The organism is Pseudogulbenkiania sp. MAI-1 (assembly GCF_000527175.1).
GTDB lineage: Bacteria > Pseudomonadota > Gammaproteobacteria > Burkholderiales > Chromobacteriaceae > Pseudogulbenkiania.
The window spans coordinates 255,465-281,376 of the sequence record NZ_AZUR01000001.1 but is presented as its reverse complement, the minus strand read 5'-3'; the positions used below and the strand labels follow the sequence as shown (position 1 = coordinate 281,376).

Sequence of the window (25,912 nt, the reverse complement as noted above, 5' to 3'; positions counted from 1 at the left end):
TAGCGCTAACCTTCGCTGCACATCAACACCTGAACCCGGCCAGACCAAGGTCCGGAAGACAGAGGCCGCCGCGAGCGGTCTTTCTTCAACACAACAATGTTAACGCTAACATGGATAATACCCAAATCATTGTGGTCATGGGCGTCTGCGGAAGCGGCAAAAGCGAAATCGGCCGCCTGTTGGCCGACGCCCTGAATGCCGAGTTTGTCGAAGGCGATGATTTCCACCCGCGACACAACGTGACCTTGATGGGCGCCGGTATCCCGCTGACCGATGCAGACCGCCAGGTCTGGCTGGAAACGCTGAGTGCCCGCATCGCCCAGGCGGAACGCTCCGGCCAAGCGCTGGTGCTGTCCTGCTCCGCGCTCAAGCGCCGCTACCGCGACCTGTTGCGCGAGGGTTACGCCCGCCTCGCCTTTGTTCATCTGAAAGGGGAGCGTTCCTTGATCGAAGCCCGCATGCGTGCCCGTCAGGGGCACTTCATGCCTGTCGGGCTGATCGACAGCCAATTCCGCGACCTGGAGCCACCGACCCCGGATGAAACCGTTCTCACCGCCGACATCACGCTGGCTCCCGACGTGTTGGTGGAGAACATCCTGCAGCATCTTGCTGTGCATCGATAAGGAGTAAGTGAAATGCATGACTGGCTTACCCGTGCGGAGCGGGCAATCGAATGGGCGATGGCACTGGCGCTGGCAGTGATGGTTGCGCTGGTATTCGGCAACGTGGTGCTGCGCTACGTATTCAACTCCGGTATCGCTGCCGCCGAAGAGCTGTCGCGGCTGATGTTCGTCTGGCTGGTGTTCCTCGGCGCTTTCCTGGCGCTGCGCCAGAACGCGCATCTGGGGCTGGAATTGGTGCAGGCGCGACTACCGGCACCGATGAGACGGCTGTGTGCCGCCATCAGCCACCTGCTGATGCTGTACGCGCTGTGGCTGTTCCTGCAGGGCAGCTGGAGCCAGACGCTGATCGGGCTCGAGACCCGCTCTACTGTCCTTGGCTTCCCCATGGCCTTGTTTGCCGGCGCCGGCTTGTTGTGCGCGGTGGCGATGATCGCCGTGGTGCTACTCAATCTGGTGCGCATCGTAATCGGGCACCCTCAGGCCCAGTTGCCCGGAGCGTTTTCGGTGCAGCCGGCGGCTCAGGATTTGTAAGCGGAGCACATCATGACCATGACCATTTTTCTGGGCTCCCTGTTCGGCTTGATGTCGCTCGGTATGCCAATCGCCTTTGCACTGATCCTGACCGGCGTAGCGCTGATGCACTACCTCGACTTTTTCGATGCGCAGTTGGTTGCACAGAACCTGCTGTCCGGCGCCGACAACTTCCCGCTGATGGCAGTGCCGTTCTTCATTCTCGCCGGCGAGTTGATGAACGCGGGCGGCATCTCGCGCCGCATCATCGACCTGGCGGTCGCCTTCGTCGGCCACATCCGCGGTGGGCTCGGTTTCGTTGCGATTGGCGCCTCGGTGCTGTTGGCGAGCCTGTCCGGCTCGGCCATCGCCGACACCGCCGCCCTGGCAACGTTGCTGATCCCGATGATGCGCGATCATGGCTACCCGGTGCCGCGCTCGGCCGGGTTGATCGCGTCCGGCGGTATCATCGCCCCGATCATTCCGCCCAGCATGCCGTTCATCATCTTCGGCGTGACCACCAACACCTCGATCAGCGGGCTGTTCCTGGCCGGTATCGTGCCGGGGGTGCTGATGGGGCTGGGGCTGGTGATCGCGTGGCTCCTGGTGACCCGCGACATGGACGTGACGCCGCAGCCGCGCCAGTCATGGGGCGAGCGCGGCCGCGCGCTGGCCAAGGGAGTGTGGGCGCTGCTGCTGCCGGTGATCATCCTGGGCGGTCTGCGCGGCGGGCTGTTCACGCCGACCGAGGCCGCCGTGGTGGCCGCCGTCTACTCGCTGTTGGTCAGCTTGTTCGTCTACCGCGAACTGAGTGTACCCGCGCTGCTGCCGGTACTCGTGCATGCGGCGCGCACCACTGCCACGGTGATGTTCCTGTGCGCGGCGGCACTGGTGTCGTCGTACATGATCACACTGGCCGACCTGCCGTCGCAGGTAGGCGACTTGCTGGGGCCGTTGCTTGACAGCCCACGCCTGCTGATGGGCGCCATCGTGCTGTTGCTGTTGGCGGTCGGCACCGTGATGGACCTGACGCCGACCATCCTGGTGATGGCCCCGGTACTGATGCCGCTGGCGCAAAAGGGGGGTATCGACCCGACCTACTTCGGCGTGATGTTCGTGCTGGTCGGCACGCTCGGCCTGATCCACCCGCCCGTGTGCACGGTACTCAACGTGGTATGCGGCGTCGCCAAGATTTCGCTCGAGAAGGCGACTCGCGGCATCTGGCCGTTCCTGCTGACCTATCTCGTTTTGCTGGTGCTGTTCGTCGTCTTCCCGGAAGTGATTACCGGGCCAACGAAGTTCTTCCACTGACCTTGTCGGTGACTATCAAAAAAGGAGGAGAAGTTACATGAAATTGCTGATCAAACCCCTTGTTATGGGCTTTATTGCCGCTGGCGTGCTGTCGAGCCAACTCGCGCAAGCCGCTGATATCCAGCCGCGCATGATCCGTTTCGGCTACGGACTGGCGGAAGACAGTAACCAGGGCCGTGCCGTGAAGTTCTTCGTCGATGAACTGGCCAAACGCTCCGGCGGCAAGCTGCGCGCCAAAGGTTTCGGCGGTGCCAGTCTGGGCAACGACATTCAGATGCAGAATGCGCTGGTCGGCGGGGCTCAGGAAATGATGGTCGGCTCCACGGCGACCCTGGTCGGCGTGGTCAAGGAGTTTGGTGTGTACGATCTGCCGTTCCTGTTCGCCAACGAAAAGGAGGCGGATGCCGTGCTGGACGGCCCATTCGGCCAAAAGCTGATGGCACGTCTGCCGGAGAAAGGCTTGGTGGGGTTGTCCTATTGGGAAAACGGCTTCCGTAACGTCACCAACACCAAGCGCCCGATCACCCGCCTGGAAGACCTGCAGGGCGTCAAGCTGCGTGTGATGCAAAACCCGGTCTACATCGACATGTTCAACAGCTTCGGTGCCAATGCGGTACCGATGGCCTTCTCCGAATTGTTCACCGCGCTGGAGACCAAGGCGGTGGACGGCCAGGAAAACCCGGTCAACACGATCCAATCGAGCAAGTTCTATGAAGTGCAGAAATACCTGTCGATGACCCGGCACGTGTACAGTCCGTGGATCGTGCTGGTCAGCAAGCGGTGGTGGGAAGGCTTGTCCAAGGACGAGCGGAAGGTGATCCAGGAGGCGGCCAACGCCGCACGCGACTTCGAGCGCAAGGACACGCGCGCCGAGGCGGAGCGGGGCATCGCCTTCCTGCGCAAACAGGGCATGCAGGTCAACTTCGTCAACACCGCCGAGTTGCAGCGCATGCGCGAAAAAGCGAAGCCGGCATTCGACAAGTTCGCAGCCGACAGCGGCGCTGCCGTGCTGAAGGAACTGCAGGCGGCGTTGGTGCAGGCACGCAAGTAAGCCATCGCCATAATTATGATATCTCCTCTCCTGGGGGGGCCTCGCGCTCCCCGCTTTTTTTGGCCAGGCAGCCGCCTTGCCGCCGAGACTCGCCAACTTAGCCCGACCCTGCAAACACCCCCGAGACTGATCGTAGTGCCGGAAATGCGCCCCCTCAGGGGAGGGGGAAACCCCTCCAGCCCCGCTACTGCGCGGTCCAGCCACCGTCGATCGGCAGCGCCACGCCGGTCAGGTTGTGCGCCCAGTCGGCGCAGAGCATCGCCACCGCCTCGCCGATGTCGGACGGCTGGCTCATGCGCCCGGACGGCTGCTTGTCCAGTACCAGCGCCTTCAGCCCGGCGGCACGGTCGCCGCCGAAGGCCGCCGCGCGCGCCTGGATCTGCGGCTCGATCAGCGCCGTCTCCACCCAGCCCGGACAGATCGCGTTCACCGTCACCCCGCTCTGCGCGTACTCCAGCGCCGCCACCTTGGTCAGCCCGACCAGGCCGAACTTGCTCGCCACGTACGGGGCCTTGTGCACCGAGGCGACCAGGCCGTGCACCGAGGCGATGTTGACCACGCGCCCCCAGCCGCGCTGCGCCATGCCCGGCAGCAGCGCCTGCATCAGGTAGAAGGCCGCCGACAGGTTGACCGCCAGCACGGTCTGCCACACCTCGGGCGGCATCTCGGCCACGCTGGCGGTGTGCTGCATGCCGGCGTTGTTGACCAGCACGTCGACCTCGCGCCAGCGCTGGACGTCCTCAGCCAGCTTCTGCACCGCGTCGGCGTCGCGCAGGTCGCCCTCGAAAAACACGGCCTCGGCCGCGCCGGCCTGGCGCACCTCGGCCAGGGCCTCGTCTCGCTGCTCGGGCGTGGCCAGTCCATGCAGGCCGATGGCCCAGCCGTTGGCGGCGAGCCGGCTGGCGATGGCCAGGCCGATGCCGGAAGTGGAACCGGTGATGAAGGCGGTACGGGTCATGTGCTGTCTCCTCTTGGGGGATGGCTCAAGCTTAGTCGCTCGCGCGCCGGCGTAGCGGGCATTGCGCCACATTTGCCACAGTCGGGCCGGAAGCCGGTGGCGGCGAGTCATTTGTATTGCATTATTAACCCGGCCCTTAAATACACTTATATTGCCGCGTAAGTTGCATGTGGGTGCCGAAAGTATGACCGGATGCGTTCCGGCAATTGGGCGATGCGATTCATGATCCGCATCGCCTTTTCCATGAGATCCAAGTCGTTACGACTGGCTGGTTCCAGGCGCAGCGATGTCTTGAAGTCATGATTCAGGTATTCGTCCGGATTGGACTCCGGTGCATAAGGCGGCAGGTAGAACAGCTCGATCTTGTCCTTCCTCGGTTCGACCCAAGCACGGACAAGCTTGGCGTGATGGACCCGCAAGTTATCGACAATCAGGAACACCTTGCCGGGGGCGCCGTCGATCAGTCGCGCGAGAAACTCGATAAAGCGTTCCGCATTGATCGTACCTTCGACGATCTGGAACGCAATCTCACCCCGGTTGGTGATGGCCGAGATCATCGACAGCTTGGGCCAGCGCGCCGACGCCTCCAACACCGGCGTGCGTCCGGCTGGGGCAAAGCCGCGCACCCAGTTCGTGTCTTCCTTGACCGCCGTCTCATCGGCCCAGTAGATCAGCGCCCCTTCCACCTTGGCGCGCGCAGCGATGGCGGGATACTGCTCGCGCAGCCAAGCCTGGACCAACTCGCTTCGTTGTTCAATCGCTTTCTTTACTGGCCTCTGTGCGGTATAGCCCCAGCGCTGCAGATATTTGCCGACGAGGCGATCGGATAATTGCAGGCCGAACTGAATTTCCACCAAAGCCTGGATCGCACGCCGGGTCCACAGTGCAAAGGGCAGGCTCAGTTGCTCGGGAACGGCGCCGACGATGCGCTGGCGCACCCAGACCTCCTGTGCCATCGTCAATTTGCGGCAGGCGCCATGGGGGCGCCCACGCGGTTTCTCGACCAGCGCCCCGGCCCCTTCTGCACGCGCCACTCTCAACCATTTCTGTACGGTACGTACATGCACCCCGGCGATCTTCGCCAGTTCAACACCGTTCATACCCGATTGCGTGCGCAAACGCAGCACCATCTTGCGCAACGTTTCGCGTCCCTCGGAACCCAGCTTGCGTGCATCGATCTTGTCCATGCAAACATGATACCATGACAGCCAATTTAAGGGCCGGGTTAATAAATCAAAGTTTTGATTCAAATCGGCAGTTCATATGGATAAATTACAAAACATGGAATAAAAAATGATGCGATGGTTCACCCGCCTCAGCGTCCAGACCAAGCTGACCTGCCTGTTCCTGCTGATGAACCTGCTGACGGTCGGCGCCTTCACCGCGCACACCTACGTCACCAGCACGGCCAACGCGATCGAACTGATCGATTCCCGCCTCAACGCCACCGCGCGCGCCATTCCCGCCCTGCTCGGCGCCGACTTCCTGCGTCGCGCCCAGCAGCCGGGCAGCGTGAGCGCCGGGGAAATGGCGCGCAACGCCCTGCGCCTCAACCAGTATGCTGAGCAATTCAAGGTGGTGTACCTGTACGCGCTGTGGCAGAAGGATGGCAAGATCGTCTACCTGGCCGACGGCGCGGGCGAGAAGGAAGTGACGGCGGGCGATTTCGGCAAGCACCTCGAGCCCTACGACGGCAGCGACGGCCTGAAGGCGGCCTTCGCCAGCGGCCGGGTCACCTACGACGAGTACACCGACAAGTACGGCACCTTCCGCTCGGTGTTCGTACCGCTGCAGTTCGGCACGCAACGCTTCGTGCTGGCGGCCGACGTGTCGCTGGCCGAAGTGGCCGAGGCGCGGCACGCGGCGCTCCTCAACACCCTACTGATCGGCGGCGGCGCGCTGCTGGTCGGCGGTATCGTCGCCTGGCTGCTGTCGCGCCTGCTGGCGCGCTCGATCACGCGCATCTCCGAGCACATCCGCAGCACCGCGGAAACACACGACCTGACACGCCGGCTCACCGTGCGCGCCGACGACGAGATCGGCCGCATGGCCGAGCGCTTCAACGCGCTGGGCGAAGCCTTCTGCCAGATCCTGCGCACGGTGTCCGACAACGCCCGCCACACCTTCAGTAGCGCCGAACAGGTGCAGGGCAGCGCCCAGACCCTGCGCGACAGCACGCTGCAGACGCACCAGCGCCTGCAGCAGCTCGCCGGCCACGCCGGCCACGTGCTGCAGCTGGCCGGGGAAACCAGCCGCAGCGTCGCCACGCTGGAGGGCCGCATCGACGACGTCGGCGGCGAATTGCAGCAGTCGCAGCGCAAGGTGGCCGACATGACCGGCCAGCTGGGCGGCCATGTCGCCGCTAACCATCAACTGTCCGAGCGCTTCCAGGCGCTGGCCCAGGACGTCAACCTCATCACCGACATCCTCGGGCGTATCTCCGGCATCGCCGAGCAGACCAGCCTCTTGGCGCTCAACGCCGCCATCGAGGCGGCGCGTGCCGGCGAGGCCGGGCGCGGCTTCGCGGTGGTGGCCGACGAGGTGCGCAAGCTGGCCGGCCAGACCCAGGACACCCTGGCCGAGACCCAGCAGTTTGTCGACCGCCTGCTCGGCACCATCGCCAGCACCGCCGGCTCGATCACCCACCAGGCCGAGGAGGCCGGCCAGCTGTCGGGCGCGGCGGACGAGGTGCGCGGGGCCCTGGACAACACCGTGGGCCTGATGCACGAGCTGCGCCAGGCTTTCGTCGCCACGCAGGAGCAGACGCGCGCCATCGAGAGCGACATCCACGCCATGAGCGCGGCGATGGAAGACGTGCGCCAGCTGACCTCGCGCGCCGAGCAGGCCACCGACAGCCTGACGCACGAGGCGCGCACGCTGGAAGACACCTCGCAGAGCCTCAACCTGTCGCTCGGCCGCTTCCGCATCCAGGCCTGAGCCCGGTTTCCGGTAACCAAAAAAAACGCGCCCGATCTGCATCGGGCGCGTTTTTTTGTTCAGCTCGGGAGGCGGCTTCTCAGGCCAGCCGGCCGTGGCACTGCTTATACTTCTGCCCGCTGCCGCACGGGCACGGATCGTTGCGGCCGACGCGGATGCCCTGCGCCGCCAGCACGGCCGGCGCGTAGGGGTTGCCTTCCCCGCCCTCGGCCGCGGCCAGCGCCGAACCCGGCTCGGCGTGCTGCAGCGCCAGCTCGGCAGGCTCGTGCGGCTCGACCGCCTCCATGTCCTCCTGGGTGCGGATCTGCACCGTCATCAGCACGCTGACCACGCTCTTCTTGATGCGCTCGAGCATGTCGGCGAACAGCTCGAAGGCCTCGCGCTTGTACTCCTGTTTGGGGTTCTTCTGGGCGTAACCGCGCAGGTGGATGCCCTGGCGCAGATGGTCCATCGACGACAGGTGCTCGCGCCAGTGGTTGTCCAGCATCTGCAGCACCAGCGAGCGCTCGAACTGCCGCATGGCCGGCTCGCCCGCCAGCTCGACCTTGGCCAGGTAGATCGCCTCGGCCTGCTTGATGATGCGTTCCTTGATCTCCGGGATGTCCAGGTTCGGTTGGGCCTTGAGCCAGTCCGCCACCGGCGCGTCGAGCTGGAATTCGCTCTCCAGCGTCTTGGCCAGTCCCGGCAGATCCCACTGCTCTTCCATCGATTCCGGCGGCAGATGCAGGTCGACCAGGTCGGACAGCACGCCTTCGCGCATATTGGTGACGATGGCGCTGACATCCTCGTCCTCGAGGATCTCGTTGCGCTGCTGGTAGATCACCTTGCGCTGGTCGTTGGCGACGTCGTCGTATTCCAGCAGCTGCTTGCGGATGTCAAAGTTGCGGCCTTCCACCTTGCGCTGCGCGTTCTCGATCGAACGGCTCACCCACGGGTGCTCGATCGCCTCGCCCACCGGCATCTTCAGCCGCTCCATGATGGCCGCCACGCGGTCGGAGGCGAAGATGCGCAACAGCGGGTCTTCCAGGCAGAGGTAGAAGCGCGAGGAGCCCGGGTCGCCCTGGCGGCCGGAACGGCCGCGCAGCTGGTTGTCGATGCGGCGCGATTCGTGGCGTTCGGTGCCGACGATGTGCAGGCCGCCGGCGGCGAGCACCTGCTCGTGGCGCAGCGACCATTCGCTGCGGATGGCGGCGATGCGCGTGGTCTTTTCCTGCTCGGACAGGCTGTCGTCGGCCTCGACCAGGCGGATTTCCGGTTCCGGGTTGCCGCCCAGCACGATGTCGGTACCGCGGCCGGCCATGTTGGTGGCGACGGTGATCACGCCTGGGCGGCCGGCCTGCACCACGATATCCGCTTCGCGCGCGTGTTCCTTGGCGTTCAGCACGTTGTGCGGCAGCTTGGCCTTGTTCAGCAGGGCGGAGATCAGCTCCGAGTTCTCGATCGACGTGGTGCCGACCAGCACCGGCTGGCCGCGTTCGTGGCAGTCCTTGATGTCGGCCAGGATGGCGTCGTACTTCTCCTGCGCGGTGCGGTAGACCTTGTCGTGCGAGTCCTGGCGGATCATCGGCTTGTTGGTCGGGATCACCACCGTCTCCAGGCCGTAGATGCTCTGGAATTCGTAGGCTTCGGTGTCGGCGGTGCCGGTCATGCCGGACAGCTTGCCGTACAGGCGGAAGTAGTTCTGGAAGGTGATCGAGGCCAGCGTCTGGTTCTCGCGGTTGATCGTCACCCCTTCCTTGGCCTCGACGGCCTGGTGCAGGCCCTCGGACCAGCGACGGCCCGGCATCAGGCGGCCGGTGAACTCGTCGACGATGATGATCTCGCCCTCCTGCACCACGTAGTGCTGGTCGCGGTGGTACAGCGCGTGGGCGCGCAGCGCGGCCATCAGGTGATGCATCAGCGTGATGTTGGTGGCCGAATACAGGCTGTCGCCTTCCTTCAACAGGCCCATCTGGGTCAGGAGTTCTTCGGCGCGCTCGTGGCCGCGCTCGGACAGCAGCACCGAGTGCGCTTTCTCGTCCACCCAGTAGTCGCCCTCGCCCTCTTCCTGCTGCTGACGCTCGAGCAGGGGCGGCAGCGCGTTCATGCGCTGGTACATCTCGACGTTGTCTTCGGCCGGGCCGGAGATGATCAGCGGCGTGCGCGCCTCGTCGATCAGGATCGAGTCCACCTCGTCGACCACGGCAAAGGCCAGCTTCTTCTGCACCTTTTCCGCAAGGCTGAACACCATGTTGTCGCGCAGGTAGTCGAAGCCGAATTCGTTGTTGGTGCCGTAGGTGATGTCGGCGGCGTAGGCTTCCTGCTTCAGGTGGTGCGGCATCTGCGACAGGTTCACGCCCACACTCAAGCCGAGGAAGTTGTACAGCTTGCCCATGATGCCGGCGTCACGGCTGGCCAGGTAGTCGTTGACGGTCACCACGTGCACGCCGTTGCCGGTCAGCGCATTGAGGTAGGCGGGCAGCGTGGCGACCAGGGTCTTGCCCTCGCCGGTGCGCATCTCGGCGATCTTGCCGTCGTTGAGCACCATGCCGCCGATCAGCTGGACGTCGAAGTGGCGCATGCCGAGCACCCGGCGCGACGCCTCGCGGCAGACCGCGAAGGCTTCCGGCAGCAGGGCGTCGAGGCTTTCCCCATTGGCAACGCGCTGGCGGAACTGCGGGGTCTTGCCGGCCAGATCCTCATCCGACAACGAGCGCAGGCCGTCTTCGAGCGCATTGATGCGGGCCACCACCTGGCGGTATTGCTTCAGCAGCCGGTCGTTGCGGCTACCGAATACTTTCTTGAGAAGCGTGGAAATCATCGGTTTTCGAATCCAGAGGCCAAGCGGGCCGGAAAAATGGTGAAAAGTGTAGCACAAGCACTGACCACTTAATGGGGGCAAAGTTGTGGTGCATCAAGCCAAGCGCGTAAAAACCGGCCTGCGGCGTCGCAAATCGCCCAGCATGGCGGCAATCCGCTAGAATTCCTCCCATGAGCAGTTTTTCTTTCCGCGATATCGCCCGCAGAGACAGCCGCCTGTCACAGCTCGCCAGCGAGGCACGCGCGCTGATGGCGCTGGACACGGCCTTCCGCCGCCTGCTGCCGGCACCGCTGGCGGATTACTGCCGGGCGGTGCGCATCCGCGACGGCGAGCTGGTGGTGTACGCCGACAACGGCGTGGTGGCGGCGCGGCTGAAGCTGATCGGCCCCGGCCTCTTGCCGGCGCTGACCGAGCACGGCTACCCGGCGAGCCGGATCCGCGTCAAGGTCGACATCCGCTTCAAGCCACCGGTCAAGCCGGTCAAGACGCTGGCGCTCAGCCCGGCGGCGCTCGAGAGCATCGAGCAAGCCGCCACCAGCGTGGCGAACCCGCTGGTCAAGGGTGCGCTGGCGCGTCTGCTCGCCCATCACCGCCGCGGCTGAGCCACCCTCCCCGAACGCCCCAGCGCCGGTGGCCTTGCCAGCCCCCTCCCCTGCATCACGCCCACTACCGCCCATCCAATCGCTCCGCCACATCCATTGCGGCGGAGTAATACGGAAGTGGTGGACAGCCGGCGGCGGGCTTGAGGTATGCTGTACGGCAAGCGGTTTTAAACATGCTCAGCGCATCTTTAAAACCGTTTGCCTTTGGACCCGCCATGACCACCCTCACCCCACACCCCTTGCGCCGCGTCCTCAATGACGAGGCGCACGCGCGGCCGTACGCCTCGATCCCGTCGCCGGCCCGGCTGACCTCGCTCACCCTGTACTACGACTACGACGACGCCAGCCAGCGCGAGGCGCTGGTCGATCTGGCCCAGGCGCTGGGCCTGCCGGCCCCGGCCGGCAACGCCGCGCACTACACTGCCTACGCCGGCGACCTGACCGTGCGCTGGTCGCTGCATGCCGAGTTCGCGCGCTACACCTTCATCCTCGCCGGCGACTTTGCCGAGCCCTTCGACCGCACCGCGCTCGACCGCCTGCCCGCCCGCTGGCTCGACCGCCTGCCCGGCCAGGTGCTGGTGGCGTTGCACGCGGTGCTGCTCAAGGGCGGTTCGGCCAGTTCGCCGGACGAGATCGCGGCGCGCTGGTTCGGCGGCGGCGAGCTGATCGGCTCGCGCATCGGCGACGGCAACGGCATCGCCTACACCGACCTGCAACTGCACCCCGACCCGCGCCTGTCGGAGGGCTTTTCGCGCTACGTGGTGCTGGACGAGGACATGGGACCGAACCAGTCCGGGCGCATGTTGCAGCGCCTGTTCGAGATTGAGACCTACCGCATGCTGGCGCTCTTGGCGCTGCCCATCGCCAAGGAGCAGATGCGCGAGCTCGACCGCCTCGACGTGGTGCTGCGCTCGCTGACCGAGCGCATGGGCAAGCCGGACAGCCGCGACGCCCAGCTGCTCGCCGAGCTGGAAGACCTCTCCACGCGCACTGAGCAGCTGATCTCGGAAAGCCAGTACCGCATTTCCGCCACGCGCGCCTACTACTCGCTGGTGGAGCGCCGCATCGGCGAGCTGCGCGAGAGCCGCCTGCCCGGCATGCAGCCGTTCCACGAATTCATGGAACGGCGCATGGCGCCGGCGATGAGCACCTGCGACACCGTGGTGAAACGCCAGGACCGCCTGACTGACCGCCTGCAACGCAGCACCGCGCTGCTGCGCACCCGCGTCGAGGTGCTGCACGAGGAGCAGAACCGCGCGCTGCTGGCCAGCATGGACCGCCGTGCCGCGATGCAGCTGCGCTTACAGGAAACGGTGGAAGGGCTGTCGGTGGGGGTGCTGACCTACTACGCGGTGAGCCTGCTGTCCTACCTGTTCAAGGCCGCCAAGGCCGCCGGGCTGCACGTCAACGCCGAGCTGGCCACCGGCATCGCCATCCCGATCGTGGCGGTGGCGGTGTGGTACGGCGTGCGCAAGGTGCGCGACGGGCTCGGGCACTAGCGCAGTCATCTTGCGGGGGCCGGGACGAGCGCCCCCCGTCATCGCGCTGCAACACCGCGCCGCTACACTCCCGGGCTTCTCCACCCTGCCGCGAGGCCGCCCGATGATGACCTCTGCCCCCGCCCGCCCCGATTTCTACCTAGCCGCCAGCGCCAGCACGCCGGAAGTCGATTTCCGCTTCCACAGCGGCCGCCTGCTGCTGCGCGGGGTCAGTTGCCCCGACGACGCCGCCGCCTTCTACGACCGCCTGTTCCGGCCGTTGACGCCCTACCTCGCCGACCGCAGCCATGCCGACCTCGAGCTGACGCTGGCCCTGACCCGGCTCGACACCGCCAGCGCCAACCAGCTCTTGACCCTGGCCGACCTGCTCAACAACGCCCAGGCCAAAGGCTGGAACGTGCACTGCCATGTGTTCCACGACGAGGACGATGCCCGGCTGCAGGCGTTCTACCGTGTGCTGGCATACGAGTTTCCCGGGCTGCTGGCCGCGCCGCTAGCCCAAGTCGCGTAAGAAAAAAAACGGCCGTCGGCCCGAAGGCAGACGGCCCAATGGTGACGCACACGCCACCCTCGAAAGGGCTCAGGCACTGGCGATGGCCTGACGCACCTGTTCCAGACTCGCCGGATCGTCCAGCGTGGTCAGATCGCCCGGGTCGCGCCCCTCGGCAATGGCCTGGATCGAGCGTCGCAGCACCTTGCCGGAGCGGGTCTTGGGCAGTTGATTGACGAAGAACACCCGCGCCGGGTTGGCGATCGCGCCCAGTTCACGGGCAACCCTGGCGATCACTTCCTTTTCCAATTCGGCACGGCGGGCCGGGTCGGCCAGCACGCTCGGGTCGCGCACCACGGCGAAGGCCTGCGGCACCTGGCCCTTGAGCGCGTCGGCCACCCCCACCACCGCCACCTCGGCGATGGCGCCATGGCCGGACACCGCCTCCTCGATCTCGCGCGTGCCGAGACGGTGGCCGGCGACGTTGATCACGTCGTCAGTGCGGCCGAGGATGGTGATGTAGCCGTCGGCGTCGCGCACGCCCCAGTCGAACGAGGAATACAGCAACTGGTCGGCGAAGCCGCCGAAATAGGTCTGGACGAAGCGTTCGTCCTGCCCCCACACCGTGCTCAGGCAGCCCGGAGGCAAGGGCGGCACGATGGCGATCACGCCCTTCTCGCCGACGCCGACCTCCTGCCCGGAGGCCTCGTCCACCAGCTTGAGGTTGTAGCCGTACACCGGCAGGCCGGGGCTGCCGACCTTGACCGGCTGGCGCTCCACGCCGTTGCACACGGTCAGCATCGGCCATCCGGTTTCGGTCTGCCAGTAGTTGTCGATCACCGGCACCTTGAGTTCGCCGGCGATCCAGCTCGCGGTCGGCTCGTCCAGCGGCTCGCCCGCCAGGAACAAGGCCTTGAGGCTGGAGAGATCGTGGCGGTGCAACCAGGCCGGGTCCTGCTTTTTCAACACACGGATTGCCGTCGGCGCCGAGAACATCACCGAGACACGGTATTTTTCCACCAGGTGCCACCAGACCGCCGGATCGGGGTTGGTCGGCAGGCCCTCGTACACCAGCGTCGCCATGCCGGCGATCAGCGGGCCGTAGACGATGTAGGAATGCCCCACCACCCAGCCGATGTCCGAGGTCGAGAAGAAGGTCTCGCCGGCCCGGCCGCCGTAGATGTATTCCATGCTCGCCGCCAGCGCCACGGCGTAGCCGCCGGTATCGCGCTCGACGCCCTTGGGCTTGCCGGTGGTGCCGGAGGTGTAGAGGATGTAGCTGGGATGGCCCGACTCCACCCACACCACCTCGGCGCGGTCGTTCAGGTGCTGCTGGCGCAGCGTGGCGTAGTCGAGGTCGCGCCCCGGCTTCATCATCGGCGCTTCGGCCACGCCGCGGTTGACCAGGATCACCTTGTCCGGCGCCGCCGCTCCGGCCAGTTCCAGCGCCTCGTCCACCAGCGGCTTGTAGGCAATCACCTTGCCGCCGCGCAGGCCGGCGTCGGCGGTCACCATCACCTTGGGCCGGGCGTCCTCGATGCGCGCCGCCAGGCTGGCGGACGCGAAGCCGCCGAACACCACCGAATGCACCGCCCCCAGCCGCACCGTGGCCAACATGGCGAACACCGCCTCGGCGATCATCGGCATGTAGATCAGCACGCGGTCGCCCTTGCCCACGCCCTGCGCCGCCAGGATGGCGGCGAAACGCGCCACCTCCTGCTGCAATTCGGCGAAGCTGTACACCCGCTCGGCACCGGTTTCGGTCGAGACGTAGATCAGCGCCGGCTGGTCGCCGCGTTCCGCCACGTGCCGGTCCACCGCGTTGTGGCACAGGTTGGTCTCGCCGCCGGCGAACCAGCGCCTAAACGGCGGATTGTCATAGGCCAGCACCCGGTCGTAAGGTCGGTGCCAGTCGATGCGGGCGGCCTCGCGCCCCCAGAAGGTTTCGGGCTGTTCGATGGACTGGCGATGAAACTCCCGGTATGCGGTCATGCGGTTTCTCCTCCGTGCCGGCGTCTGGCGCGCCGTGTCGTGCAGTGATGACGATGTAATTCAACCAAGCGGTTGCTCGAAATGCACACTACTCCATACACCCAGTAGGGTCAAACGCTTTCGCATGCGGCTGTTTTCGTACTGCAACAGTCTGCCTGCCGCTGCCGCACTGGCACGGTCTTGCCGCTTTGCGGTAATCTCGACCCATCCCCATCACAGACTTCGCAGGACCCCGAACCATGGACGTCAAGGACTACATGCAGCGCGTCGGCCGCGCCGCCCGCGCCGCCAGCCGCGCCATCGCCCGCGCCGATACCCATCAGAAAAACAAGGCCTTGCTGGCCATGGCCGACGCCATCGAGCGCGAGAGCGAGCAGTTGATCGCCGCCAACATGCTCGACCTCGAGGCGGCGCGCCAGAACGGTCTGGAAGAGGCCTTCATCGACCGCCTGACGCTGTCGGACAAGACCATCCACGGCATGGCCGAGGGCTTGCGCCAGATCGCCGCGCTGCCCGACCCGGTGGGCGAGATGGACGACTTCACCTACCGTCCGTCCGGCATCCAGCTCGGCAAGATGCGCGTGCCGCTCGGTGTGATCGGCATCATCTACGAGGCCCGCCCCAACGTCACCGCCGACGCCGCCGGGCTGTGCCTGAAGTCGGGCAACGCCACCATCCTGCGCGGCGGCTCGGAAGCCTTCCACAGCAACCAGGCCATCGCCCGCTGCGTGCACGAGGGCCTGCGTCTGGCCGGGCTGCCGGCCGAGGCGGTGCAGGTGGTCGAGACTACCGACCGCGCCGCGGTGGGCGAGCTCATCACCATGCCGGAGTACGTCGACGTGATCGTGCCGCGCGGCGGCAAGAGCCTGATCGCGCGCATCAGCCAGGACGCGCGCGTGCCGGTGATCAAGCACCTGGACGGCAACTGCCACGTCTACGTCGACGACACCGCCAACCCGGACAAGGCCGTGGCCATCGTGGTCAACGCCAAGACCCAGCGCTACGCGCCGTGCAACACCATGGAGACGCTGCTGGTGCACGAGGCCTCCGCCGAGTTCATGCTGCCGAAGCTCGCCGCCCCGCTGTGGGAAAAAGGCGTGGAGCTGCGCGGCTGCGAACGCACCCGCATCATCCTGGGCGAGAAGGTGGTGCCGGCGACCGAGGACGACTGGTACGCCGAGTACTCGGCGCCGATCCTGGCGGTGAAGGTGGTGAAGGACCTCGACGAGGCGATCCAGCACATCAACGACTACGGCAGCCACCACACCGACGCCATCGTCAGCGAGGACTACAGCCGCACCCGCCGCTTCCTGCGCGAGGTGGATTCGGCCAGCGTAATGGTCAACGCCAGCACGCGCTTCGCCGACGGCTTCGAGTACGGCCTGGGCGCCGAGATCGGCATCTCCACCGACAAGATCCACGCACGCGGCCCGGTCGGCCTGCACGGGCTGACCAGCCAGAAGTGGGTAGTGCTGGGCGACGGCCAGGTGCGCAGCTGAGGGTCAGCTGATACCAGAAGCAAGAAAGCGGGCTGCGGCCCGCTTTTTTTGTGCAGCCAAGAATGCCCAGCGCTCAGGGGTCTGTAAATCCTCTCAGGCAATCCGGCGGATGGCCGCCACCGAATCGAACACCTCGTCCGGCGCGCATTGCCGCAGCGATTCGATCGCACCGTAGCCCCACGACACGGCGCCGAACGCCACGCCGGCCTTGCGCGCCGCCTCGCCATCGGTGATCTGGTCGCCGATGTAGATCGCCTCACGGCCCGGGATCGCCGTCCTGCCGAGCACCTTCCTGATCCTGGCCTGCTTGCCGAAGATCGACATGCCGCACTCGAGGTGGGTGAACAGCTCCATGCTCTGCGGCCCCATGACAAGCCGCACGTTCTCGCAGGAGTTGGAAGTGAGAATGGACAGCATGACGCCCCGCTGCGCCAGATAGCGCAGGGTCTCTTCCATGCCGTCGAACAAGGCGATGGCGTGGGCTTCGCGCCGCATCAGCGCGATGCCGCTCTTCGCCACCAGCGGCAGCTTCCAGCGCGGCAGACCGACGTGGCGCATGATCTGGCGCGCGCTGCAGTGGCGCAGGGCCGGTATCTCGCCCGGGGCGATCGGCCGGAAGCCGTGCTGCCGCGCCAGCTCGTCGAGCATGCCGGTGAAGACCGGGAAGGTATCGGCGAGCGTGCCATCGAAGTCGAAAATGGCCAAACGATATTTCATGGGCAGGATGGGGAGAGCTATCGGGGCTGGCGCGATGCCGGATGGAGCGGCCGGCCTTGCCATGTCATCACCATAACAGGGACGCCGCCTCACGGAAACGGCACGCGGCAAGGCGACCCGAATCGACGGCATACCCGGCAGACCTTCGCCTACGCCACTCCTGACGTGGTCGGCCCTGATTGCCGTAGTGGCAATGGCCGTGCTCCACTCACCGAGGAAGCTGCCGATGTCGCCACGGTCTCTTCACTGCACTGTCAGCCCCAGGGAGTGGCTATGGCTCAGGCTGCCGCTTACCCCGCTCACCGTCAGCGTGTAGCTGCCGCGCGGGGTGGTCTTGCTGGTCCTGACCGTCAGGGTGGACGAACCGGAGCCCGTCACCGGGTTGGGGCTGAAGCTGAATGTCGCCCCGCTCGGCAGCCCGGTCGCGCTGAGCGTGACGGCACCGTTGAAACCGTTCAGGGCGGTGACCGTTTCGGTGTAGTTGGCACGGCCGCCGCGCTTGACGGTGCGGCTGGTCGGCGTGGCGGACAGCGCGAAATCAGCGTTCGGCGCCGTGACCACCAGCGAAACGCCACTGCTGCGGGTAAGACCGCCCCCACTGCCGATGATGGTCAGCGGGTAGCTGCCGGCCGGGGTCGTGCCGGCCGTGGTCACGCTCAGCGTCGAGCTGCCGGCGCCGCCCGTGATCGGGTCGGGACTGAAGCTCGCGCCGGCTCCGACCGGCAGGCCGCTCACGCTCAGATCGACCGGGTCGCCGAACCCTCCCGACGGCGTGACCGTCGCGGTATAGCTGGTGCTACTGCCGCTCACCACGCTCTGGCTCGCTGGCGAGGTCGTCAAGGCAAAATCCGGCGGAACGACGATGTTGGCGAGCGGTCCCTGCGACAGATCGAGCGCGAAGCTGCCGCCCTTGCCCTGGTTGACGCTGTCCTGGGCACCCCACACCTCGACGCGGTATTGCCCCGCCACCGTCGGCATGGCGTGCAGCGTTTCCTGGCGGCCGAGCGCCACCAGCGGCGCGCGCGGCGAGGCGCACTCCGTTCCCTCCCCCATGCAGCCGCTGTAGGCCAGGATGGTGCCGTCGGGTGCCCGCAGGCGTGCATCGAGATCGGGGTCCCATTGGTAGGCGAAGCAGGAACCGAACAGCCGCAGCGTGCAGATCGGCTGGCCGACGATGGTGACGATGGCGGCGATCGGCTTGCTGGTATCGCTGACGTCGAAAGGGTAACTCCAGGTGCTGTTGCTGGCGACGCTGGCCGGGGCGATGCGCTGGGTAGTGGGAAACGCCGTCGCCAGGATCGACGCCGGGTTCTGCGCACGGGCGACGAAGGCGTAGGCGTCGATCAGGCCCGCCCCCCATTCGTTGTCCTTCCCGGTAGTACCGCGGTCCTGCGCCGTGCCTTCCAGCAAGGTGCGCACCTGCGCCGGGCTCAGCGTCGGATTGGCCTCCAGCGCCAACGCCACGCTGCCGGCCACGAACGGGGTGGCCATCGAGGTGCCGCTGTAGGTGACGTAGCCGTTCACCGTGCCGGCTTTGGCCGCGGTGATGCTGTGGCCCGGCGCGCAGATATCGGGCTTGATGCGCAGCACGGTATTGTGGCTATCGGTGATCGGGCCGCGGCTGGAGAAGGCGGTGAGATACACGCCTTCGGAGTGGTTGGTGGTGTCTACCGGCGCCGACCATTCGGCGCAGGCGCCGACGGTGACGGCCTTTTCCGCCGCGCCGGGCGAACCGACCGTGCCCGGTTCGTCGCCGTCGTTGCCGGCGGCGACCACCACCACCTTGCCGCCATCCACCGCCGCATTGACCGCCTGGCTCATGGCGTCGTTGCCGTCGGCCGGCGGCAGCGCCGCCAGGCTCAGCGAGATAACGCGCACACCAGACTGCCCGGCGCACCATTCGATGCCGCTCACCACCGCGCTCTCGGCGCCGGACCCGCTGCTATCGAGCACCTTGGCGGCGTAGACCGGCGCCCCCGGCGCCACACCCTGGTAGCGGGCCGCGTCCGCACCGCCGCTGCCGTCGCCGGCGGCGATGGACAGCACGTGGGTGCCGTGGCCGTTGTCGTCGTAAGCCGTGGTCTTGTTCGCCACCAGATCGAGGAAGCCGGCCACCTTGCCGGCCAGCTGCTCGTGGTTGGGATCGACGCCGGTATCGACCGTGCAGATGCCCACGCCGCTGCCGGTCACCCCGCCCGTCACCAGTCCACGCGCCTTATCGACGCCGAAATCGGGGCGTGCGGCGTTGAGCTGGGTGTGGACCTGGACGTCCTCCTCGATGCGCACCAGGCCGGCGGCGTGCGACAGCGCGCGGATCTGGGCGGCGCTCAGGCGGCCGGCAAAGCCGGGGATGATCTTGAATTCGCGGCGTGGTACGAAGTGGCCGAGCGCCTGGCGTGCCGCGGCGGCCTGGTCGGGTTGCTGGAAGGTCACCACCACGTCGAAGCGGTCTTCCGGATGCGCCTGGGCGAGCCGCGCCTGCAGGCTGTCGGCGATGCCGTCGCCGTCGCGGTCGGCCAGCGGCGCATGCAGCGTGGCCGCCGGCTGCTCGGAGCGCGGCGCCGAGGCATCCGGCGCCACGGCGGCACAGAGGGAGGGAAGAAGGGCAAGACACCCGATGACGATGGCCCGGCGCATGGCAATCCCTCCCCGCCGGGCCGGTGCTCCTGTCCGGGAGCCCTTCGGCATCGCGGCGTCCTGTTCCTGTTGGTATGACCCGCATCTAAACGAGGCCCGCTCCGAACAGATTCGCCATGCCGCTCGACTCACCGAATCGCAAGAGGGATATCGTTTAAATTGTTATAAGCCTTTATAGGGTAGCCCGACACGCTTTTCAATTCGCCAAAGCCGGCGTTTCCGGCCGATCAGCCGCCCCGTCCGGCGAGGGTTGGCCGCCGCTGCCGAGCACTTCATGGCAGCCCGGCGGCCCGTGCGCTCAGCCCCCTGCGTCGGCCGACCACACCACCGGGAACCAGTCCTCGCGCAGCCGCTCGCCGGTCGTCTGGCCGATGCCGGGGAACGGCGGCGAGGTACGGCCGGGACGCTCGACGAAGCGCACGTCGTCGCCGAGAAAGCGCGCCGAGAAGGCGCGGCGGCGCCCTGTGCCCTGGTTGCCGGCAGCGCCGTGCACGGTGCGGAAGTCGAACAGCACGGCATCGCCCGGTTCCAGCTCGGGGGTGAGGATGGTGTGGCTGCCGTCCTCGACGTCGGGCATCTCCATGTAGTCGTCTTCGCCGGCGAAGAAATTCTCGTTGGTGGCCCAGCGCTTGGGGCGCACCAGCTTGGGCCAGCGGTGCGAGCCCAGCACCAGGCGCAGGGTATTGTCGCGCCTCACCGGGTCGAGCGGTATCCAGTAGCTGGCGGTCTGCGCGCCGTCGACGCAGTAGTAGGGGATGTCCTGATGCCAGGGCGTGGGCTTGGCGGTGCCCGGCTCCTTGACCAGGATGTGCTCGTGGAACATCTGCACCCGGCGCGCGCCCATCAACCGGCCGGCCAGCGCGGCGGCCGGCGAGTCGTACACGAAGCGCGTGAACGGCTCGATGCGCTGCCAGTTGCAATAGTCCTCGAAGAAGCGCCCCGCTTCGCCCTGCCTGACGTTCTCGATGGCGAAGGGGCCGGGCGCGGCCAGCACCTGTTCGAAGCCGTCGCGCAGCGCGTCGACCCAATCGCGGAACACGCCGCGCAGCACGATCGCGCCGTCGCGCTGGAATGCCGCGATGTCTTCCTGACTTATCGTCGTCACCTGCATCGTCACCCTCCTCTGCGTCATGGAAAAACAGCCGATGGCGGCAGTATCGGGGATGGCCTTATGATAAGAAAAATATATCTTTCCTATTTTTCATTATTGGAAAACATGATCGACTTCTCCTTGCGCCAGCTCGATTACTTCGTCGCCACCGCCGAGCATGGCGGGGTCAGCGCGGCGGCGCGGGCGCGCCACGTATCGCAGCCTTCGGTGTCGCTGGCCATCGCCCAGCTCGAAGCCTCGCTCGGTGCGCCCTTGCTCCGCCGCCAGGCCAGCCGACGCGTCGAGCTGACACCGGCCGGCCAACGGGTGCTGGAGCAGGCTCGCGCCATCCTGACCATGGCGGCCGGGCTCAGCGCCGGCGAGGAGCCGGGTGAGCTGCGCGGGCAGCTGTCGCTGATCTGCTTCCAGGACCTGGGGCCTTACTTCGCCCCGCGCCTGTTGGCGGGCTTTCGCGCACGGCATCCGCAGGTGTCGGTGACGCTGCTGGAGGGCGATCTGGCCACGGTGCAGCGCGCCCTGCGCGCCGGCAAGGCGGAACTCGCGCTGACCTACGAGCTCGCCACCGACGCGCAAACGCGATGCTGGACACTGGCGGAATTGGCGCCTTACGCGCTGCTGCCGGCGGAGCACCCGCTGGCGGCACAGGAGCGCGTCTCTCTGCACGATCTGGCACGAGAGTCGCTGGTGCTGGAGGACATTCCACACACTCGCGAGTACCTGCTGTCGCTGTTCTGGAACCAGCAACTGACGCCGCACATCGCGCAGACGGTGCAGAGCTTCGAGATGCAGCGCGGGCTGGTCGCGCACGGTGTCGGCGTGGCGCTGTCGTGCACCCGGCCGGTCGGCGACCAGAGCTACGACGGCCGGCCGATCGCCTGCCGACCGCTGCGCGAGAATCCGCCGCCACAGCGCGTGGTGCTGGCGGCGCCGGCGTCGGGCCGCGTCTCGCCGCTGGTCGACGCCTTCGTGCACTGGGCGGCCGCGTCGGACTGAGGCGCCCCTTCCCGCCAACTTGACCAGGCCTCCGTGCCGATAGTACGCGGAGAACGCCTCTGGTACCCTTGATGCCAATCGATAAAGACAACATCTGACAATCCCATGAGCACCAACGACACCCTGATCTACCTGGCCTCGGCCAGCCCGCGCCGGCGCGAGCTGCTGCAGCAGCTCGGCGTGCGCACCGAACGCATCCACGCCGACATCGACGAGACGGCGCAGCCCGGCGAGGACGCCGTGGCCTATACCGAGCGGCTGGCCCGCGACAAGGCCGCCGCCGGCTGGCACGTGGTGGAGAGCGGTGGCCTGCCGTCGCGCCCGCTGTTGGCCGCCGACACCACCGTGGTGCTGGATGGCGAAATCTTCGGCAAACCGGAGGACGCCGCCGACGCGCGCCGCATGCTGGAGGCCTTTTCCGGCCGCACCCACCAGGTGGTGACCTCGGTGGCGGTGCGCGAGGGCGAGCGCACCCTGGTCAGGACCTCGGTCACCGACGTGACCTTCCGTCCGCTCACCGAGACCGACATCGCGCGCTACATCGATACCGGCGAGCCGTTCGACAAGGCCGGCTCCTACGGCATCCAGGGCCGCGCCGCGGTGTTCATCGAGCGCATCGCGGGCAGCTATACCGGCGTGGTCGGGCTGCCGGTGTTCGAAACCGCCGCGCTGCTGTCCGAATTCGGCCTGGTCTTCCCTTAAGGAGCGCGCATGCTGCATCAATCCATTCCGCTGCCGCGCGACCTGCCGCGTCCCAACGAGCAGATCCTGGTCAACATCACGCCGCAGGAAACCCGCGTCGCGGTGCTGGAAGACGCCATCGTGCAGGAGCTGCACGTCGAGCGCGCCGCCAGCCGCGGCATCGTCGGCAACATCTATCTGGGTCAGGTCAAGCGCGTGCTGCCCGGCATGCAGAGCGCCTTCATCGAGATCGGGCTGGAGCGCGCTGCCTTCCTGCACATCGCCGACGTGCTGGAGCAGCGCCAGCACCCTTCCGAGCCGCAGCGCATCGAGAAGATGCTGTTCGAGGGCCAGACCGTGCTGGTCCAGGTGATCAAGGACCCGATCGGCACCAAGGGCGCGCGGCTGTCGACGCAGATTTCCTTGGCCGGGCGCTTCCTGGTGCATCTGCCGCAGGAAGAGCACATCGGCATCTCGCAGAAGATCGAGAACGAGGAAGACCGGCTGAGCCTGAAGGCGCGGCTGGAGAAGCTGCTGCCCAACGGCACGCCCAAGGGCTACATCATCCGCACCAGCGCCGAGACCGCCAGCGACGAGGAGCTGGCCGCCGACATCGGCTACCTCGGCAAGCTGTGGGCCGACATCCGCCACAAGTCGCAAACGCTGCCGGCGCAGAGCCTGCTGTACGAGGACCTGCCGCTGTCGGTGCGGGTACTGCGCGACATGGTCAGCGAGGCGACCGAGCACGTCATCGTCGACTCCACCGAGAACTACAGCCGCATGGTGGAATTTGCCGAGCAGTACGTAACCACCGCCGTCGACAAGATCGCGCGCTACAGTGGCGAGCGCCCGCTGTTCGAGCTGCACGGCATCGAGGCCGAGATCGACCGCGCGCTGGCGCGCCGCGTCAACCTGAAGTTCGGCGGCTACCTGATCATCGACCAGACCGAGGCGATGACCACCATCGACGTCAACACCGGCGGCTTCGTCGGCAACCGCAACTTCGACGAAACCATCTTCAAGACCAACCTCGAGGCCACTCACGCCATCGCGCGCCAATTACGGCTGCGCAACCTGGGCGGCATCATCATCGTCGATTTCATCGACATGGATAACGAGGAGCACCGCAGCCAGGTGCTCAACGAGCTGGCCAAGGCGATGGCGCGCGACCGCACTCGAGTGACGCTCAACGGCTTCACCAGCCTGGGGCTGGTCGAGATCACCCGCAAGCGCACACGCGAGAGCCTGGCGCACGTGCTGTGCGAGCCGTGTCCGACCTGCCAGGGGCGCGGCGAGATCAAGACCGCTCAGACGGTGTGCTACGAGATCCAGCGCGAAATCGTGCGCGAGGCGCGCCAGTTCGACGCCAAGGGCTTCCGCATCCTGGCTTCGCAGCCGGTGATCGACATGTTCCTCGACGAGGAATCGCAGAGCCTGGCAATGCTGGTGGACTTCATCGGCAAGCCGATCTCGCTGTCGGTGGAAACCACCTATCCGCAGGAACAGTTCGACGTGGTGCTGTTATAAGAACCTGTTCACGATCTGTCGCGAGCAGCCCTCAGCGGGGTGAAGAGCAGCGCAGGAACCGGAATGTACTGGAGTACATGAGGATTCCGAGCAGCACATGAGCCCCGATCAGGGATGCGCAGCAAGATCGGGAACAGGTTCCAAGCAGCCACGACCGCCGCGGCCCCCACATGCCGCGGCTCTGAGTGAGACATTATGATGAGCGAAAATTACGACGATCCGATCTGGCTCGCCATCTTCCAGGAAGCCGAGGCGGCGGCGCAGGCCGAGCCGCTGTTGGCGAGCTTCCTGCACATGACCGTATTGCGCCACGACACGCTGGAAGACGTGCTGGCCTTCCACCTCTCCAGCAAGCTCTCCAGCCCGGTGATGGATGCGCGCGCGCTGATGGAGCTGTTCCGCGAGGCGCTCGCGGCCGACCCGAGCATCGGCCAGAAGATGCGTACCGACATCGTGGCCTGCTACGACCGCGACCCGGCCTGCGAGGGTTATTCCACCCCGCTGCTCTACTTCAAGGGCTTCCACGCCATCCAGAGCCAGCGCGTGACGCACTGGCTGTGGCAGCAGGGCCGGCAGACGCTGGCGCTGTTCCTGCAGAACCGCATCTCCGAAGTGACCGGCGCCGACATCCATCCGGCGGCGCGCATCGGCCACGGCGTGATGCTGGATCACGGCACCGGCGTGGTGGTGGGCGAGACCGCGGTGATCGGCAACAACGTGTCTATCCTGCACGGCGTGACGTTGGGCGGCTCCGGCAAGCAGCGCGGCGACCGCCATCCCAAGATCGGCGACGGCGTGCTGATCGGCACCGGGGCGGCCATCCTCGGCAACATCCACGTCGGCGAATGCGCCAAGGTCGGCGCCGGCAGCGTGGTGCTGGACGACGTGCCACCGCACAGCACCGTGGCCGGGGTTCCGGCCAAGGTGGTGGGTTCGCCCGGACCGGGGACGCCGGGGCTGGACATGGACCAGCGGGTGTGAGCCTGCCATCGGGCGGCGCCCTCGCCGCCCGAGCCCCAAGCCCACCCTCTGGTTCGGCCCGTTTGCCTGTTTCAGTCTGTTTTAACGCCACACGGGAGCACGACATGAACGTCCAGCAAGTCGACTACCGCGCCTCAGATGCCGCCGAACGCTTCACCCGCTCGCTGCACGAGACCGGCTTCGCCGTGCTCAGCCACCACCCGATCCCGCAGACGCTGGTGACGGACCTGTACCAGCGCTGGCTGGCCTTCTTCGACAGCCCCGACAAGCATGCCTACGCCTTCTCGCCCGAGACGCAGGACGGCTGGTTCTCGACGGCGGTGTCCGAGACCGCCAAGGGCCACACGCTGAAAGACCTCAAGGAGTACTACCACGTCTACCCGTGGGGACGCATTCCGCCCGAGTTGCGCGACGACACCCTGCACTACTACGCCGTGGCCAGCGCGCTGGCGGCGCAGTTGTTGAGCTGGGTGGAGCGCTACACCCCGCCCGACATCGCCGCCCACTACAGCCAGCCGCTGTCCTCCATGATCGAGAAGAGCCGCGGCACGCTGCTGCGCGTGCTGCGCTACCCGCCGCTGACCGGTGATGAACCGGCCGGTGCCTTGCGCGCCGCCGCGCACGGCGACATCAACCTGTTGACCATCCTGCCCGCCGCCAGCGCGCCGGGACTGCAGGTGCAGGGCCGCGACGGCCGCTGGCAGGACGTGCCGTGCGATTTCGGCACGCTGGTGATCAACATCGGCGACATGCTGCAGGAGGCCTCGCGCGGCTACTACCCCTCCACGCTGCACCGCGTGATCAACCCGACAGGCCAGGCCGCGCGCCAGAGCCGCGTCTCGCTGCCCCTGTTCCTGCACCCGCGCGACGAGGTGGTGCTGTCGGAGCGCTACAGCGCCGGCAGCTACCTAGCCGAGCGGCTGCGCGAGCTGGGGGTGAAGAGCTAGGGCGCCCCCTGCTGGCGCCGCGCCACCAAATTGCGGCGATCAAGCC

The 25,912-nt window shown here is 66.7% G+C and carries 21 protein-coding genes; 14 read left to right on the top strand and 7 right to left on the bottom strand.

Translation table 11 applies throughout. The features are described from left to right. The first annotated feature begins 110 nt into the window (after window positions 1-110). The 4 genes from PSEMAI1_RS0101205 to PSEMAI1_RS0101190 are packed head-to-tail and all read left to right on the top strand — an operon-like array spanning window position 111 to window position 3,495. Window positions 111-623, top strand: a complete 513-nt coding sequence (locus tag PSEMAI1_RS0101205; RefSeq protein WP_029770432.1) for a gluconokinase — start codon at window positions 111-113, stop codon at window positions 621-623. Window positions 624-635: 12 nt separating this feature from the next. Continuing rightward, on the top strand, window positions 636-1,154 hold the full coding sequence (locus tag PSEMAI1_RS0101200) for a TRAP transporter small permease (RefSeq protein WP_024301111.1): 519 nt from the start codon (window positions 636-638) through the stop codon (window positions 1,152-1,154). 12 nt (window positions 1,155-1,166) lie between these two features. Then, on the top strand, window positions 1,167-2,444 hold the full coding sequence (locus PSEMAI1_RS0101195; RefSeq protein WP_024301110.1) for a TRAP transporter large permease: 1,278 nt from the start codon (window positions 1,167-1,169) through the stop codon (window positions 2,442-2,444). 37 nt (window positions 2,445-2,481) lie between these two features. Continuing rightward, window positions 2,482-3,495 (top strand): TRAP transporter substrate-binding protein, encoded by a 1,014-nt coding sequence (locus PSEMAI1_RS0101190; RefSeq protein WP_029770430.1) that lies wholly within the window; start codon window positions 2,482-2,484, stop codon window positions 3,493-3,495. Window positions 3,496-3,679: 184 nt separating this feature from the next. Here the strand turns inward: PSEMAI1_RS0101190 and PSEMAI1_RS0101185 are convergent, their stop codons facing one another. Both PSEMAI1_RS0101185 and PSEMAI1_RS0101180 read right to left on the bottom strand, forming a co-directional pair. Continuing rightward, window positions 3,680-4,453 (bottom strand): 3-hydroxybutyrate dehydrogenase, encoded by a 774-nt coding sequence (locus tag PSEMAI1_RS0101185; protein ID WP_024301108.1) that lies wholly within the window; start codon window positions 4,451-4,453, stop codon window positions 3,680-3,682. Window positions 4,454-4,599: 146 nt separating this feature from the next. Further along, complete coding sequence (locus tag PSEMAI1_RS0101180; RefSeq protein WP_024301107.1) at window positions 4,600-5,640, bottom strand: IS630 family transposase; 1,041 nt, start codon at window positions 5,638-5,640, stop codon at window positions 4,600-4,602. A 106-nt stretch (window positions 5,641-5,746) separates the two neighbouring features. Here PSEMAI1_RS0101180 and PSEMAI1_RS0101175 point away from each other — a divergent pair, with 106 nt between their 5' ends. Beyond that, complete coding sequence (locus PSEMAI1_RS0101175; RefSeq protein ID WP_024301106.1) at window positions 5,747-7,390, top strand: methyl-accepting chemotaxis protein; 1,644 nt, start codon at window positions 5,747-5,749, stop codon at window positions 7,388-7,390. Between the two features lie 79 nt (window positions 7,391-7,469). Here the strand turns inward: PSEMAI1_RS0101175 and secA are convergent, their stop codons facing one another. Beyond that, complete coding sequence (gene secA, locus PSEMAI1_RS0101170; RefSeq protein WP_024301105.1) at window positions 7,470-10,190, bottom strand: preprotein translocase subunit SecA; 2,721 nt, start codon at window positions 10,188-10,190, stop codon at window positions 7,470-7,472. A 170-nt stretch (window positions 10,191-10,360) separates the two neighbouring features. Here secA and PSEMAI1_RS0101165 point away from each other — a divergent pair, with 170 nt between their 5' ends. The 3 genes from PSEMAI1_RS0101165 (at window position 10,361) to PSEMAI1_RS0101155 (ending at window position 12,802) form a co-directional block, all read left to right on the top strand. After that, complete coding sequence (locus tag PSEMAI1_RS0101165) at window positions 10,361-10,792, top strand: DUF721 domain-containing protein (protein ID WP_024301104.1); 432 nt, start codon at window positions 10,361-10,363, stop codon at window positions 10,790-10,792. Between the two features lie 215 nt (window positions 10,793-11,007). Further along, window positions 11,008-12,291 carry a DUF3422 family protein gene (locus PSEMAI1_RS0101160; protein WP_024301103.1) on the top strand — a complete coding sequence of 428 codons (1,284 nt, stop codon included), beginning with the start codon at window positions 11,008-11,010 and terminating at the stop codon, window positions 12,289-12,291. Window positions 12,292-12,394: 103 nt separating this feature from the next. After that, on the top strand, window positions 12,395-12,802 hold the full coding sequence (locus tag PSEMAI1_RS0101155; protein WP_024301102.1) for a SiaC family regulatory phosphoprotein: 408 nt from the start codon (window positions 12,395-12,397) through the stop codon (window positions 12,800-12,802). 69 nt (window positions 12,803-12,871) lie between these two features. On the opposite strand, the gene PSEMAI1_RS0101150 is transcribed toward PSEMAI1_RS0101155, so the two are convergent. Further along, window positions 12,872-14,818, bottom strand: a complete 1,947-nt coding sequence (locus PSEMAI1_RS0101150; protein WP_255327060.1) for a propionate--CoA ligase — start codon at window positions 14,816-14,818, stop codon at window positions 12,872-12,874. A 194-nt stretch (window positions 14,819-15,012) separates the two neighbouring features. Between PSEMAI1_RS0101150 and PSEMAI1_RS0101145 the strand changes: the two genes are divergently transcribed. Then, window positions 15,013-16,272, top strand: a complete 1,260-nt coding sequence (locus PSEMAI1_RS0101145) for a glutamate-5-semialdehyde dehydrogenase (RefSeq protein WP_024301100.1) — start codon at window positions 15,013-15,015, stop codon at window positions 16,270-16,272. 93 nt (window positions 16,273-16,365) lie between these two features. Here the strand turns inward: PSEMAI1_RS0101145 and PSEMAI1_RS0101140 are convergent, their stop codons facing one another. The 3 genes from PSEMAI1_RS0101140 to PSEMAI1_RS0101130 all read right to left on the bottom strand — a co-directional run bounded on the left by PSEMAI1_RS0101140 (window position 16,366) and on the right by PSEMAI1_RS0101130 (window position 20,737). Further along, window positions 16,366-16,989: an HAD hydrolase-like protein gene (locus PSEMAI1_RS0101140; protein WP_024301099.1), complete on the bottom strand. Its 624-nt coding sequence runs from the start codon at window positions 16,987-16,989 to the stop codon at window positions 16,366-16,368. Window positions 16,990-17,232: 243 nt separating this feature from the next. Beyond that, on the bottom strand, window positions 17,233-19,626 hold the full coding sequence (locus PSEMAI1_RS0101135; RefSeq protein WP_024301098.1) for a S8 family serine peptidase: 2,394 nt from the start codon (window positions 19,624-19,626) through the stop codon (window positions 17,233-17,235). 298 nt (window positions 19,627-19,924) lie between these two features. Continuing rightward, window positions 19,925-20,737, bottom strand: a complete 813-nt coding sequence (locus PSEMAI1_RS0101130; RefSeq protein WP_024301097.1) for a phytanoyl-CoA dioxygenase family protein — start codon at window positions 20,735-20,737, stop codon at window positions 19,925-19,927. Window positions 20,738-20,842: 105 nt separating this feature from the next. On the opposite strand from PSEMAI1_RS0101130, the gene PSEMAI1_RS0101125 reads away from it, so the two are divergent. From PSEMAI1_RS0101125 to PSEMAI1_RS0101105, 5 genes are all read left to right on the top strand, one after another. Then, window positions 20,843-21,730: a LysR family transcriptional regulator gene (locus tag PSEMAI1_RS0101125; protein WP_024301096.1), complete on the top strand. Its 888-nt coding sequence runs from the start codon at window positions 20,843-20,845 to the stop codon at window positions 21,728-21,730. A 105-nt stretch (window positions 21,731-21,835) separates the two neighbouring features. Further along, a complete protein-coding gene (locus PSEMAI1_RS0101120) occupies window positions 21,836-22,432 on the top strand; it encodes a nucleoside triphosphate pyrophosphatase (protein ID WP_024301095.1) in 597 nt (198 codons plus the stop codon). A 9-nt stretch (window positions 22,433-22,441) separates the two neighbouring features. Continuing rightward, complete coding sequence (gene rng, locus PSEMAI1_RS0101115; RefSeq protein WP_024301094.1) at window positions 22,442-23,938, top strand: ribonuclease G; 1,497 nt, start codon at window positions 22,442-22,444, stop codon at window positions 23,936-23,938. Window positions 23,939-24,136: 198 nt separating this feature from the next. Further along, window positions 24,137-24,919, top strand: coding sequence for a serine O-acetyltransferase (gene cysE / locus PSEMAI1_RS0101110; RefSeq protein ID WP_024301093.1), 783 nt, complete (start codon window positions 24,137-24,139; stop codon window positions 24,917-24,919). A 104-nt stretch (window positions 24,920-25,023) separates the two neighbouring features. After that, window positions 25,024-25,866, top strand: a complete 843-nt coding sequence (locus PSEMAI1_RS0101105) for an isopenicillin N synthase family oxygenase (RefSeq protein WP_024301092.1) — start codon at window positions 25,024-25,026, stop codon at window positions 25,864-25,866. Window positions 25,867-25,912 lie beyond the last annotated feature (46 nt).

What these genes read in the sequence shown, in the direction of transcription:
- rng (WP_024301094.1), top strand. Translation starts at nt 22,442, where the DNA reads ATGCTGCATCAATCCATTCCGCTGCCGCGCGACCTGCCGCGTCCCAAC.
- PSEMAI1_RS0101130 (WP_024301097.1), bottom strand. Translation starts at nt 20,737, where the DNA reads ATGCAGGTGACGACGATAAGTCAGGAAGACATCGCGGCATTCCAGCGC.
- PSEMAI1_RS0101145 (WP_024301100.1), top strand. Translation starts at nt 15,013, where the DNA reads ATGGACGTCAAGGACTACATGCAGCGCGTCGGCCGCGCCGCCCGCGCC.
- PSEMAI1_RS0101190 (WP_029770430.1), top strand. Translation starts at nt 2,482, where the DNA reads ATGAAATTGCTGATCAAACCCCTTGTTATGGGCTTTATTGCCGCTGGC.
- PSEMAI1_RS0101205 (WP_029770432.1), top strand. Translation starts at nt 111, where the DNA reads ATGGATAATACCCAAATCATTGTGGTCATGGGCGTCTGCGGAAGCGGC.
- PSEMAI1_RS0101155 (WP_024301102.1), top strand. Translation starts at nt 12,395, where the DNA reads ATGATGACCTCTGCCCCCGCCCGCCCCGATTTCTACCTAGCCGCCAGC.
- PSEMAI1_RS0101200 (WP_024301111.1), top strand. Translation starts at nt 636, where the DNA reads ATGCATGACTGGCTTACCCGTGCGGAGCGGGCAATCGAATGGGCGATG.
- PSEMAI1_RS0101175 (WP_024301106.1), top strand. Translation starts at nt 5,747, where the DNA reads ATGATGCGATGGTTCACCCGCCTCAGCGTCCAGACCAAGCTGACCTGC.
- PSEMAI1_RS0101185 (WP_024301108.1), bottom strand. Translation starts at nt 4,453, where the DNA reads ATGACCCGTACCGCCTTCATCACCGGTTCCACTTCCGGCATCGGCCTG.
- PSEMAI1_RS0101125 (WP_024301096.1), top strand. Translation starts at nt 20,843, where the DNA reads ATGATCGACTTCTCCTTGCGCCAGCTCGATTACTTCGTCGCCACCGCC.
- PSEMAI1_RS0101165 (WP_024301104.1), top strand. Translation starts at nt 10,361, where the DNA reads ATGAGCAGTTTTTCTTTCCGCGATATCGCCCGCAGAGACAGCCGCCTG.
- PSEMAI1_RS0101105 (WP_024301092.1), top strand. Translation starts at nt 25,024, where the DNA reads ATGAACGTCCAGCAAGTCGACTACCGCGCCTCAGATGCCGCCGAACGC.
- PSEMAI1_RS0101160 (WP_024301103.1), top strand. Translation starts at nt 11,008, where the DNA reads ATGACCACCCTCACCCCACACCCCTTGCGCCGCGTCCTCAATGACGAG.
- secA (WP_024301105.1), bottom strand. Translation starts at nt 10,190, where the DNA reads ATGATTTCCACGCTTCTCAAGAAAGTATTCGGTAGCCGCAACGACCGG.
- PSEMAI1_RS0101135 (WP_024301098.1), bottom strand. Translation starts at nt 19,626, where the DNA reads ATGCGCCGGGCCATCGTCATCGGGTGTCTTGCCCTTCTTCCCTCCCTC.
- PSEMAI1_RS0101180 (WP_024301107.1), bottom strand. Translation starts at nt 5,640, where the DNA reads ATGGACAAGATCGATGCACGCAAGCTGGGTTCCGAGGGACGCGAAACG.
- PSEMAI1_RS0101140 (WP_024301099.1), bottom strand. Translation starts at nt 16,989, where the DNA reads ATGAAATATCGTTTGGCCATTTTCGACTTCGATGGCACGCTCGCCGAT.
- cysE (WP_024301093.1), top strand. Translation starts at nt 24,137, where the DNA reads ATGAGCGAAAATTACGACGATCCGATCTGGCTCGCCATCTTCCAGGAA.
- PSEMAI1_RS0101195 (WP_024301110.1), top strand. Translation starts at nt 1,167, where the DNA reads ATGACCATGACCATTTTTCTGGGCTCCCTGTTCGGCTTGATGTCGCTC.
- PSEMAI1_RS0101120 (WP_024301095.1), top strand. Translation starts at nt 21,836, where the DNA reads ATGAGCACCAACGACACCCTGATCTACCTGGCCTCGGCCAGCCCGCGC.